General features: G+C 37.5%; 9 protein-coding genes. 5 read left to right on the forward strand and 4 right to left on the reverse strand.

The features are described 5' to 3' along the window. Window positions 1-38: 38 nt before the first annotated feature. Both JOE44_RS12125 and JOE44_RS12130 read right to left on the reverse strand, forming a co-directional pair. A complete protein-coding gene (locus JOE44_RS12125) occupies window positions 39-542 on the reverse strand; it encodes a hypothetical protein (RefSeq protein WP_209785786.1) in 504 nt (167 codons plus the stop codon). Window positions 543-591: 49 nt separating this feature from the next. Further along, complete coding sequence (locus tag JOE44_RS12130) at window positions 592-1,434, reverse strand: alpha/beta fold hydrolase (protein WP_209785787.1); 843 nt, start codon at window positions 1,432-1,434, stop codon at window positions 592-594. Window positions 1,435-1,495: 61 nt separating this feature from the next. On the opposite strand from JOE44_RS12130, the gene JOE44_RS12135 reads away from it, so the two are divergent. The 5 genes from JOE44_RS12135 (at window position 1,496) to JOE44_RS12155 (ending at window position 7,002) form a co-directional block, all read left to right on the forward strand. Further along, window positions 1,496-2,752: a PKD domain-containing protein gene (locus tag JOE44_RS12135; RefSeq protein ID WP_209785788.1), complete on the forward strand. Its 1,257-nt coding sequence runs from the start codon at window positions 1,496-1,498 to the stop codon at window positions 2,750-2,752. Window positions 2,753-2,767: 15 nt separating this feature from the next. Then, on the forward strand, window positions 2,768-3,541 hold the full coding sequence (locus tag JOE44_RS12140; RefSeq protein ID WP_209785789.1) for a HipA family kinase: 774 nt from the start codon (window positions 2,768-2,770) through the stop codon (window positions 3,539-3,541). Next, window positions 3,528-3,911, forward strand: coding sequence for a DUF3037 domain-containing protein (locus JOE44_RS12145; RefSeq protein WP_209785790.1), 384 nt, complete (start codon window positions 3,528-3,530; stop codon window positions 3,909-3,911). Before JOE44_RS12140 ends, JOE44_RS12145 begins: the two co-directional genes overlap by 14 nt. 20 nt (window positions 3,912-3,931) lie before the next feature. Continuing rightward, entirely contained in the window at window positions 3,932-4,966 is a 1,035-nt protein-coding gene (locus JOE44_RS12150; RefSeq protein WP_209785791.1) for an alpha/beta hydrolase, read from the forward strand. A 194-nt stretch (window positions 4,967-5,160) separates the two neighbouring features. Then, window positions 5,161-7,002: a carbon starvation protein A gene (locus JOE44_RS12155; RefSeq protein ID WP_245169770.1), complete on the forward strand. Its 1,842-nt coding sequence runs from the start codon at window positions 5,161-5,163 to the stop codon at window positions 7,000-7,002. A 224-nt stretch (window positions 7,003-7,226) separates the two neighbouring features. Here JOE44_RS12155 and JOE44_RS12160 read toward each other — a convergent pair whose 3' ends face one another. Both JOE44_RS12160 and JOE44_RS12165 read right to left on the reverse strand, forming a co-directional pair. Continuing rightward, window positions 7,227-9,995: a TonB-dependent receptor gene (locus tag JOE44_RS12160; protein ID WP_209785792.1), complete on the reverse strand. Its 2,769-nt coding sequence runs from the start codon at window positions 9,993-9,995 to the stop codon at window positions 7,227-7,229. Between the two features lie 414 nt (window positions 9,996-10,409). Further along, a complete protein-coding gene (locus JOE44_RS12165; RefSeq protein WP_209785793.1) occupies window positions 10,410-12,740 on the reverse strand; it encodes a UvrD-helicase domain-containing protein in 2,331 nt (776 codons plus the stop codon). Between the last annotated feature and the right edge of the window lie 261 nt (window positions 12,741-13,001).

The raw sequence follows: 13,001 nt of genomic DNA on the forward strand, positions 1-13,001 counted from the left end.
TAGCTCCCAGCTTCTATCTTCCAGCTTCCCAACTTATACTACTTCGCTTTCAATGCTTCGGAAACAACAATTTTTCCTTTTTCAGCAAAGTCTGTTATCTTACCATTTTTATCAATGGAAACATTCAGATTGTCATTTTTAGCATCGTAAAAAATACTTGTAGCATATCCTGGACAGTCGTGCTGCTTACATCCTGTCAGTTTATAAATTCCATTTTCCGAAGCCACAGGACTTTCTACATTGAAATTCTTTACCATTTCATCATATTGAGCTCCTACCAACTTTTTCAGTCTTTCTGTAATACTTTTATCTTCAAAAAATTTAATATCATGAGGATATTTCCCTACATTTTTAGTAATAATCCGAGCAGATGTAGCAGAAGGTGGTGGTGCAACAGAGTCATTTTTTGGAGTGGACACGGAATCTTTAGGCATTACTGTAGCCAGAGTATCTATGCTTGTTGAAGATTCTGTTTTAGTTTCTTTTTTACAGGAAACGACACACAATGTAAGCGCAAATGCGCCCGCAATAACTTTTTTCATAATTATACTGATATGGTGGTTAATTTATAATAACGGCATTTTATCTGTTTTATTTCAATTTTTCCTTGATAAAATCAATACACTTTTCGGTTACAGTATGCAGATCCTTTGGTAGATCTTTTTCTGTCCATGGTTCTTTTGCTCCGAAGGTATGGTTGGCATTTTCAATCAGAAACAGTTCAGAATTCGGGTGAAGAATATGAAGGTGTTCCGCCTGTTTCACCTCTACCGCTTCATCGTCTGTTCCATGAATAATCAACATATGAGCTTTAGCCATTTCTGTAGCCCGCTCTACATCAAAACGATGAATATTATTCTCATAATCTTCATAAAACTGATAATAATGAGGCATTTCCTGCTTCGTACGTCCGTTCAGCGCATAATATACTCCATTATTTTTCCAGTTCTCAAAAGCTTCTCCTTTTGGAAAACGATCTAGAGTATCTACACTGGCCAATGTAATCAATCCGTTGATTCTCTCGTCTTCAAAGGTTTTAATAATAGAAATCCCTCCTCCTCTGCTATGTCCTATCAAAACAATCTTTTCCCCATCCACATGAGGATTCCCACTAAAATGATCAATGACCACACCAAGATCAGAAAGCTCTTTAGAATAATTGTTATGACCAAAGGCTTCAAGATCTGCAAAGTCTAGCGGATCAGCAACCGTAGTTCCATTATGGGAAAAATTAAACTTAACGAAGAAAAAACCTGCTTCTGCAAATTTTTCAGCCATCAGATTCCAGGCTCCCCAATCTTTATACCCTTTATATCCGTGAACAAATATGATCAGGGGAAGTTTTTCTGTGGTGTCTTTATAAAAAATATCAGCAAGAAAACCTTTTGTTTCTTTATTTTCTAAGTATATATTCTTTTCAATAATCAAATTCATAATATAATTAAATTTTGTTTAATAATATTTATATTTATAACCATAATCTAAACTGAAATTTATGAAAAAAACTCTACTTTTTTTATTTTTAATTACTTTTTCTTTACTCCTCAGTCAGACCACCAAAAGGGTTTTCTTTATTGGAAACAGCTACACGTATGTTAATAATCTGCCCGGGCTTATCCAAAGTATTGCGGCTTCTAACGGAGATGTACTGGAACATCATAGCCAGACTCCGGGAGGTGCTACCCTACAGAACCATGCCAATAATCCCAATGTTGCTTCAGACATGAATCAAGGAAACTGGGATTACGTGGTATTGCAGGAACAAAGCCAGCTGCCATCATTTCCTTATTCTCAGGTTCAAAACGAGGTATATCCTTTTGCTCTTCAACTTTCAAATCTTTTTAAAAATGCAAATGCATGTGGAAATGTAATATTTTATATGACCTGGGGCCGTAAAAATGGAGATGGAACCATCTGCCCGGGCTGGCCGTCAGTCTGTACATATCAGGGAATGGATGATTTGATCTATGCACGCTACATGGAAATGGCAATGAATAATGAAGGGATTATCTCTCCCGTAGGCAAGGTTTGGAGAACGATCCGAGAACAGAATCCGACTATTGAATTGTATGATCAGGACGAATCACATCCGAGTTACATGGGTTCTATGGCTGCAGCATATACATTTTACACTATTATATTTAAAAAAGATCCCACACAAATTCCTTTTAACGGGAACCTTAGTCCGGCACATGCTCAATTGATTAAAGATATTGTTAAAACAGAGGTGTATAATCAGCCTGGTAAATGGTATGTAACGAACAATGATGTTCACAGCAGATTCACCTATCAGATGAATGGAGCAGGAACCGTTCAATTTACCAATACCACACAGAATGCAGCCAACTATTCATGGGATTTTGGTGACGGAACGACTTCTACCCTGGAAAATCCGGCACACACCTATACTACAGGCGGAAATTATAATGTAAAACTTACAACAGATGCGTGTGGAGCGACTACGACCAAAACGAAACTGGTGGTTGTAAGCACATTAAATACCACAGAAACACTAATGGAGAATGGAATTCAAATTTATCCAAATCCGGCTCTGGAACATATTGACATTGTTTCTAAAAAGAAATTTGAAGTAATTTCACTTACTGAAGCTTCAGGAAAAATCATGCCTTATCATTTGAATAAGACAGAGACTGGCTACCGTATTTCACTTCAGCATTTAACGAGTGGAGTTTATTTCCTTCAATATAAAACAGATGAAAAGGAGTTCACTAAAAAAATAATTAAAAAATAACCTTATTTTTGCTTCATGCAGAATTTAAGAACTGTAACCGTGATGCGTTACATTCTGCCACTGAGAGAGGGAGGATCTCTTCCCGCCCTGGCAGAAGCTGATGATGATTTCAAGTATGTATTAAAATTCCGTGGTGCAGGCCATGGAGTAAAAATGCTGATCTCCGAACTTATAGGCGGAAAGATTACGGAAGCTTTAGGACTTAAAATTCCTGAATTAGTTTTTGTAAATCTTGATGCTGATTTTGGGAGAACGGAAGCCGATGAAGAAATACAGGATCTTCTGAAACATTCTGAAGGCCTGAATCTCGGGCTGCATTATCTTTCCGGTTCTATTACCTATGACCCGGGAGTAAGTGTAGATCCGCTCCTGGCTTCAAAAATAGTATGGCTGGATGCATTCATTACCAACATCGACCGTACTTTTAAGAACACCAATATGCTCATGTGGCATAAAGAACTTTGGATCATTGATAATGGTGCTTCATTCTATTTCCACCACTCATGGCAGAATTTTGATGCAGCAGCAAAGACACCTTTCAAATATGTGAAAGACCATGTTCTTCTTCCTAAAGCAAAAATGCTTGACGAAGCAGATCAATTTGCTCATGGAATCCTGAATGATGCTCTTTTCAGAGAAATTGTCAATATGATTCCTGAAGACTGGTTGCATTGGAATGATGCCGATGAAACACCCGATGAAATCCGTGAGATCTATTTTCAATTTATGAAAACCAGATTAGAAAATTCTCAAATCTTTGTAAACGAAGCGAAAAATGCAAGAGGATAAAATATATGAATATGCGGTAATACGCCTGGTGCCCAAAGTTGAAAGAGAAGAGTTTTTCAATATCGGACTGGTGATGTTTTCTAAGAAAGAAAAATTCATCAAAGCGGAATTCTATTTGTGTCCGGACAAATTCAAACTGATGCACAGTAAGCTTGATTATGATGATATTATCCACAATCTGGAAAGCTTTCAGAAAATTGCGAATGGAGATAAAGATGGCGGGCCTATTGCTTTTCTGGATATTCCGGAACGCTTCCGCTGGCTTACGGCTGTAAGAAGTTCTGTGGTACAGACCTCAAGACCTCATCCGGGGAAATCTAAAGATCTGAATACTACTTTTGGTAAGCTTTTTGAGGAGTTAGTAAAATAACACATCCTTAAAAATTTATTATGAATTCATCGATAAACAACATATCAATCTACAGGTTTTTTACAAACCTGTTTTTTGTTTTATTCTTAGGTTTTTCTAGTTTATTTTTTTCCCAGAACTTTTCACAAGTACAGGTTAAAACACCTCCAGTAAAAAGTACAGTACTTCCTAATATAGCCAATCTGTCTGAGGATATTGTATATAAAACCAATAAAAAAGGAAAACCTCTTGCTCTGGATTTATATATTCCTAAAAATGTTTCCACTGAAAAAATACCTGTACTGATCTATGTTCATGGAGGCGGATGGATTGAAGGCGATAAAGTAGTTCATGCAGACAATTATCTGGAAACCACTGTTGAAAAATTATTGGCAAAGCAATATGCCGTGATCAGCATTAATTATACACTGCTGAATGACAGTACTCATTTTCCATTGCCTCTGGAAGATACCAAAGATGCTATCAGATGGGTAAGAAAAAATGCAGATAAATATCATTTCGATACCCATAATATAGGTCTGTTCGGAGCTTCAGCTGGAGCTCACCTTTCCCTGATGGCGGCTTATACTCCCGACAATACCTATCTGGGAAGTCCGGAGCTTTCGTCTTATTCTGCCAAAGTAAATTATGTAATTGATCATTATGGTCCTGCTGATCTCAACAAACTTTTCCATACAAGACTAGGAACAATTCCGGTAGGAATGATCGGGTTGATGTCAAAAAAGATTGTCGGTTTACAGGAAAATCTGGTGAAAGGAATTTCCGGATATGATATCAGAAAAGATCAGGACAGAGCTATTGATTACCTTAAAACCCTATCTCCAGTTAATTTTGTTTCGGAAGGAGTTCCAACTTTAATTGTTCAGGGCAATAATGACAAAATTGTTCCGTTAAACCAATCTAAAAAACTTCACAGAAAATTAAACAGAGCCAAAATACAGAACTCCCTGATCGTCGTTGATGGCGGAGTACATGGTTTTGGAACAACTGATAAAGCTTATCTGGACAAAATTACTGATGAAATGGTAGATTTTGTTCTTTCACAAAAGAAGTAATATACATTCACCTGTCAAATCATAATACAAACAACTACAAATCAATACAATAAAATACATTTCGACAACAAATTTGCTAGATTGATATACATATTGATATTTTTTCATTGAGAATTAATTACCTTGGCTATTATTTAAATTATTAACAACAAAAACACCAATCAATTAGTTATTTATCAATAAAAATAAGCAATATGGAATCTTTAAACAATATCAATGCGCTTACTCTCATATTTGTATCTGTTCTTATTTTTGCGATAGCTTACCGTTTCTATGGTATTTTTATTGCCAATAAAGTCCTCCGGCTTAACGACCAGAATACCACCCCTGCCGTGGAATTTGCAGATGGTAAAGATTATGTTGCAACCAATAAAAATGTACTTTTCGGACATCATTTTGCCGCTATTGCTGCTGCCGGACCTTTGGTAGGGCCTGTTCTTGCAGCACAGTTCGGATATCTTCCCGGCGCTTTATGGATACTGATAGGATGCGTACTGGGTGGCGGAGTACATGATATGATCGTACTTTTTGCTTCAGTAAGGCATAAAGGACAGAGTCTTGCGACTATCGCCTCTAAAGAAATCGGAAAAACAACAGGAACTGTAGCAGGTTTTGCCATCCTTTTTATTTTGATTCTCACATTGGCAGGATTGTCTCTGGCTTGTATCAATGCAATGCATGAGGCTTCATGGTCTCTTTTTACCGTTGTAATTACCATGCCCATTGCCATCATTATGGGACTGATTATGCGTTATAAAAAGAACAGTGTTCTGTTTGCCAGTATCCTTGGAGGAATCCTCCTGATTGCCGGAATTATCGGGGGACATACGCTCATGCAGAATCCTACGATGAATGGTTTATTTTCATGGGATATTAAAACAATTTCAATTGCAATTCCTTTGTATGGCTTTATTGCGTCTGTATTACCGGTTTGGCTTCTTTTAGTTCCTAGAGATTATCTTTCAACCTATTTAAAGATCGGAACTATTATTATGCTGGCTATCGGGGTAATTGTTATTCATCCTACGATACAGATGCCTGCGATTACAGCTTTTGTGAATGGTGGCGGCCCTATTATTGGCGGCCCTGTACTTCCTTTTATCTTCATTGTAATTGCCTGTGGTGCTATTTCCGGATTTCATGCTGTGATTGCAACAGGAACCACTCCGAAAATGCTTAACAAAGAGAGAGAAATTCTTTTCGTTGGATATGGAGCAATGCTTGTGGAAGGTTTTGTAGCCTTAATGGCACTTATTGCTGCCTGTACGCTAATGCCTGGTGATTATTTTGCCATCAATACTCCAAAAGAAGCTTATGATTCATTTCTTGCAGCCCATCCGTCACTACACGGAGTAGATATTGATTATTACTCACAGAAAATTGGGATTGATCTTTATGGCAGAACCGGAGGTGCTGTATCTCTGGCTGTAGGAATGGCTCATATTTTCAATAAAATCCCGTACATGGATCAGCTGACAGCTTATTGGTATAATTTCGCCATTATGTTTGAAGCAGTATTTATTCTTACCGCTATTGACGCGGGAACAAGGGTGGGACGCTTCTTTTTACAGGAAATGCTGGGGTCAGTAGTTCCAAAATTCAATGATAAAAACTGGATTCCGGGAATTATTATCAGCAGTATTCTTTTCACTTTTGCCTGGGGATATCTGGTGTATACCGGAAATGTAAACAGCATCTGGCCATTATTTGGAATCAGTAATCAGCTATTGGCAGCCTGCGGACTCATTGTCTGTACAACAATGCTGATCAGGATGAACAGAGGAAAATATGCTTTATGCTCGGCTATTCCCGGCGTTTTTATGGCTGGAATTACATTCTGGGCGGGCTATATTCAGGTGACCGCTATTTATATTCCAAAAGGACAGTATTTACTCGCAGTTTTAGCAGCAACAGCAATGGCTCTTATGCTTGTTGTATTTATAGGAGCTTTCATCAAGTGGTATCAGCTGCTTAAAATCAACACCACGGAAATTGATCATTATGGTGAACCCGTGAAGGAGCTGGTAGAAAGATAAAATTCAAATTTTATAAAGAAAAACTATTTAGGATGATTAAAGAAATAAGTATAGTTAAGATGAATCTTTCTGATTCTTAAGCTAAAAGCGAAGCTTATCTTAATACTCTTAAGCTCTTATTACATCTTAATGGTTCAAAAATAAAAGTTTAATTCATATTAAATAAAGAAAAACAGTTCAGGATTTCTGAACTGTTTTTTTTAAGCATTATCTTTTGTTTTTATTTAAAAATTGAAATTAAGTCTTGCGAAAACATACCTTCCATTCTGTCCAAACTGTGAAGTGGAACGTGAATAGATGAATTGGTCGTTATTAGTAGAAGCGGTAAGGTTTTTTGTTGGATAAATATCAAACAAATTATTTACCCCTAAGGTCAGTCCTACATTTTTAGTAAACTGATAAGCAGCAGATAAATCAGTGATAATCTTATCTCCGATCGGTTGGTGCTCATTAAAATCAATGATTCCGTCTCCATTCACATCAATAATATCAGCGCCTGTTACTTTTCCGAAATAGGTATTTCTCAGGTAGAAAGTTGCATTCTTCCATGACAGCGTGTGCGAAAGACTGGCTTTCACTCTCGGTACGGCTTCTTCCAGATACACTCTTGATTTTTCAGAAAAGTATACTTTCTCAAGCTGTGGCGACTGTAAAAGTCCTGCAGAATGGATATCTCCTACCTGCTTGGTTTTATTAAGGTTAATGGCAAAATTATTATCCAGTTTAAATCCTGAGAATCTTGCATTATGTGAGATTACCACATCTAAACCTTTTGTTTCAGTATCAATGGCGTTGGTAAAGAACTGTGCGGCATTGATTCCTAACTGATCATAAGCTTCCTGTGCTTTCTGAGGAACGCTTGCTCTCAGGAACTGGTCAGTAAGAATAATACGGTTATCAATTCTCGTGAAATATCCGTCTGCAGTAAAGCTAAGTCCAACAGCAGGGATTCTGTAAGTAAATCCTACACTTGCCGATTTTGAAGTCTCCTGCTTCAGTTTTGGCATATCCAGCAATCCTGCCAGCTGCGAATCATTACTGAAAGTTCCTACTTCCAGAAGTTGATTATTCGTAAACAATGTAGACGTTACGTTATAATAAATCTGGTGAATAGATGGTGCTCTGAACCCTGTAGAACCTGCAAATCTCACATTGAAATTAGGGGCTACCTTGATTCTTGAAGCCAGTTTATAATTGAAAGTCGATCCGAAATCCGAATAGTTTTCATATCTCGCTGCAGCATCTACCAGTAACCAGTTGGTAAAATTAAATTCAACATCTGCATAGGCTGCTACCGACTGTCTGTTTTTATCTACGGCATTTCCAGGTTTAAACCCGTTGAATACCTGAGATCCCCCGGGAAGCGCTGCTCCGAAGAAATCTGTAGGTCTCACGGAATTTCCGTTCCATACATTTCCGGAAACATCATAGGTTGCATAGGAAGCTTCCTCACCCTGAGTAATTTTAAAATTCTCATAACGGTGTTCAGCTCCAAATGCTACGTTGATTCCTTCCCATACATCATATTTTTTAGAGAAATCTAAATTGATGGTATTTTGAGAAAATCGCAGTCCACCCGCATTAAACTCTCTTGGTGAAGCAAAACGCAAAGAGGTATTTCCTGTATTCTGAATATTATAGGTAAAGGAATTCTGTCCGTAAGTATTACTGAAATCAATATTCCAGCCGTCCCATTTCCCTTTGATCCCGGCTGCTAATGAAATATCCTGAATATCTGTTCCGATCTGCGGAAGATAACCGTTAGGATATAACCCTGTAAAGGTTCTGCTTTCGCTTGGTCTTCTGTAAAACCCTCCGGAAGTTCCGTGTCTTAAGCTATATCCTCCAAAAGTATACACTTTCCAGTTGTCACTTACAGGAATTTCAGCATTCACAAAAAGCTGGTGATTATTAAGCTTAGACTGTCCTACCTGCATATTAAAATCCTTTCTCGTCTGTCCTCTGTAAGCCAGCTCCTGATCTGTGATATAATTAAGCTGATCTCTGGTGAAATTTGCCGATTTCAAAACATTTTGTAACGCAGAAATGGTATTGGCTCCCTGGATTGAATTTTGCAGATCCGGAGAGAAATAGCTTACATTTTGCGCATACTGATGTACATAATTTACAAGCTGTTGTGAATTGGGAGTATTGTTGATATTTGTAAAAAGAGAAGAAAGATTCACTCCGTCATTCAAAGCACGTTGTTCAATGGCGTTATAAGCATTATAAATAGGACCACTTTCAGTTCCTGCTCTGTATGTTGGGTTTCTGAACTGTGAAGACCAGGTAATATTAAAAAAACCTCCTTTAGTACCTATTTTATTACCATAGTTCAAATCCAGCTGAATATTCTGTCCGTCAAAATCTCCTGTATGGTCATTAGCCGTTGGCGTTAAATTTCCTCCATAGCTAATCTGTCCTGCCAGTTTTCCGGTGTCTCTTTTCAGATCAAGGTTAATTACTCCGGCAATAGCATCAGATCCGTATTGTGCAGAAGCACCGTCCCTTAATACTTCAATTCTGTTTAAAGCGAAAGACGGAATAGCATTCAAATCGGTTCCTACAGTACCTCTTCCGGGTGTTCCGTTTACATTCACTAATGCTGAAGTATGTCTTCTTTTCCCATTCACCAAAACCAAAACCTGATCCGGTCCTAATCCTCTCAGCTGTGCAGGATCCAAATGATCCGTTCCATCGGAATTAGTCTGAATAGTAGAAGTAAAAGAAGGCGCTACCGCATTCAGAATCTGTCCGATATTGGTTTGCGGAAGGATGATTGAAGATTCTTTCACATTGAATACATCTACAGGAACCGGGCTGTCTACTTTAGATCTGGCTCCAGCTCTTGAACCCAATACGACTACTTCTTCTACCGTATTGGTTTTTATGGTGTCTTTATTTGCTTTTATGCTGTCTTTTTCCTGTCCGTAAGTAAATACGCCGAGGAAAAATAAAACAGAGGCCGAAAGAATAGTTTTCTTATTTTTCATAGTTTAGAATTTGATAACATTTATGTTTTTACAAGGTGCAAATGTAAAATTTATTTATTAGTCTACAAAATAGATAGACTTTGTTTTTGTAAAAAACTATTATTGTTTCTTTCTATCCCTCACTTAAAGTTATGATAATTTAAGGAAACATTCATAAAAAACATTGTTTTATGGAAGGTTAACGGTAAAATAAATATTGAAAAAACGCTATGAGCGCAAAGAAATTCTTATTTAGTGATTATTTTACGATCGCAACGGCACTTCGTTCAGCAAGGAAAATCATCTCTGCTAAGTGAAACGCTTTCGTGAATGAAAAATATACATAGTGTGAGAGCAACATTGCGAACTTCACGTTTAAATAAAAAACGGATCCAAAAATTGAATCCGTTCGTTTTATATTGTTTTGTTCTGAAATTAAATCTTAGTCAGTTTCGCATATTTCAGGATCAGGTTTTTCTCTCCTTCATGGATGAAAATAACTTTTGCTTTGATATTCTGAGGATCTGTTCCATCCAGAAAACTAACTTCCCCTATCCCAAAACGGTCATGTCTCACTTTATCTCCTACTTCAATATCCTGAGAAGAAGCTCCGCTTGGATTGATAATTTTAGCAGTGCTTACGGGTTTCAACTTTCTGACTTCCGGTGCCGGTTTCGATGTATCTCCTCTGTCAATTGATTTTTTCTCAACCTTTTTGAAAGATTTCATTTCGGAAGGATGCTCATCAAAGATATTGGATCTTACTCCTGAATTATTAATAAACCTTTTTTCCAAAGCAGGATTAAGGAATTCAATATATTCATCATCAATTTCACTTAAGAATCTTGAAGGCTCTGCATCGGTAATTTTTCCCCATTGGAAACGCGAAACAGCATATGAAAAGAATACTTGTTTTTCAGCTCTTGTCAATGCTACATAAAATAATCTTCTCTCTTCTTCCAGATCTTCTCTGGTAGCAGAACTCATAAAACTAGGAAACAGGTTTTCTTCAAGCCCAACCAAATGTACTACCGGGAATTCCAACCCTTTTGAAAGGTGAATCGTCATCAAAGAAACCATATCATCTTCCAGGTTTTTATCCTGAGTATCTGCGGAAAGAGCAATGTTCTCAAGGAAATTAGAAAGGCTAGGATCTCCATCCTCCAGCTGCATCTGTTCTTCAATGAATCCCTGCATAGAGTTCATCAATTCCTGTACGTTTTCTACTCTGGAAATTCCTTCAGGAGTCTGATCATCTTTTAAAAATTTGATTAAACCGCTTCTTTTTGCCACTTCCATCGCAACACTGTAAGCCGTTTCTGTTTTCAGCAATACCTGAAAAGCCTTGATCATTGACCAAAAGTCATTCAGTTTGTTTAAAACTCCGTTGTTAAGACCTAACTGAGGTGCGTACATCGGAAGATTATCCAAAACTTTTGAAACCGCAATATTGTGAGCATCCGCAAAAACGATCAGCTTATTCTGAGTGGTTTCCCCAATTCCTCTTGCAGGATAATTGATAATCCTCATTAAAGCTTCAGAATCATTTTCATTGATCAGAAGACGAAGATAACCAATAAGGTCTTTTACTTCTTTCCTTTGGTAGAAAGAAAGTCCTCCATACACTTTATAGGGGATATTTTTACGTCTCAGCGCATCTTCAAAAGCACGGGTCTGAGAGTTCGTTCTGTATAAAATGGCAAAATCGCTGTACTTTCTCTGGTCACGGTTACGAAGTTCCCAGATATTTCCTGCTACGAAATTGGCTTCATCAGCATCGGAAAGAGATCGGTATATTTTAATCTTATCTCCTTCTTCATTATCACTGAATACATTTTTCTTAAACTGCTGTAAGTTTTTTGCAATGACTACATTAGCCGCATTTACAATATTCTGTGTAGAGCGGTAATTCTGTTCCAATGATACCGTTTTGGCATCAGTATAATCTTTTTTAAAGTTTAAGATATTATAGATATTCGCACCACGGAAGGAATAAATAGACTGTGCATCATCTCCCACCACGCAGATATTCTCAAATTTTGAAGCTAAAGCTTTTACGATAAGATACTGAGAGTGGTTGGTATCCTGGTACTCATCTACCATGATGTATCGGAATCTATCCTGATATTTTGCCAGCACTTCAGGAAAACGGGTCAATAATTCATTGGTTTTCAGCAACAGGTCATCAAAATCCATAGATCCGTTTCTGAAACACTGATCCACATATTTCTGATAAATCTGTCCGATGAATTTCATGTTCGCCTTCTCATCTGCTTCCATCAGTTCCGGATTGTTGAAGTAAGCTTTTACTGTAATAAGGTTATTCTTATACGTTGAAATTCTGGCCTGAACTTTTTTAGGTTTATAAAGATCAGCATCAATATTCATATCCTTCAATACTTTTTTGATCACATTAAGGGCATCCTGCTGATCATAAATGGTAAAGTTGGAAGGATATCCCAGATAGTGGGCTTCAATTCTTAAAATTCTGGCAAAAACGGAGTGAAAAGTTCCCATCCAAAGACTTCTTGCATTGCTGTCTCCTACTACTTTTGCGATACGGTCTTTCATTTCACGTGCCGCTTTATTGGTAAAGGTAAGCGCCAGGATATTGAAAGGGTCTATTCCATTGTGAATTAAATGGGCGATACGCATAGTCAATACACGCGTTTTCCCGGAACCTGCTCCGGCAAGCACCATCAAAGGTCCTTGTAAAGAGGTAACGGCTTCATATTGTGATTCGTTGAGTCCTTTCAAATAGTCCATACAGCAAAAAATTTTTGGGAACACAAAATTAAGGTATTCAGAGCAGAATTCAAACTTTCATAGAAAAGTTCAAAATTTTGAGTACCAGGATTGGATCGTGGGATTATTTGTCAATGGTCAATTTTGCTTCGCAAGTGAATCGTGAATGATTACCCATTGATTAAAAAATTTCTCTACAATAATTATTGGCAACCTTAAATCTCACAACCCGAATCCCGTAACAAAAAATTCACAAGCGAAGCAAATTCACCATTCACCACT

Source organism: Chryseobacterium sp. PvR013 (assembly GCF_017833095.1).
GTDB lineage: Bacteria > Bacteroidota > Bacteroidia > Flavobacteriales > Weeksellaceae > Chryseobacterium > Chryseobacterium culicis_A.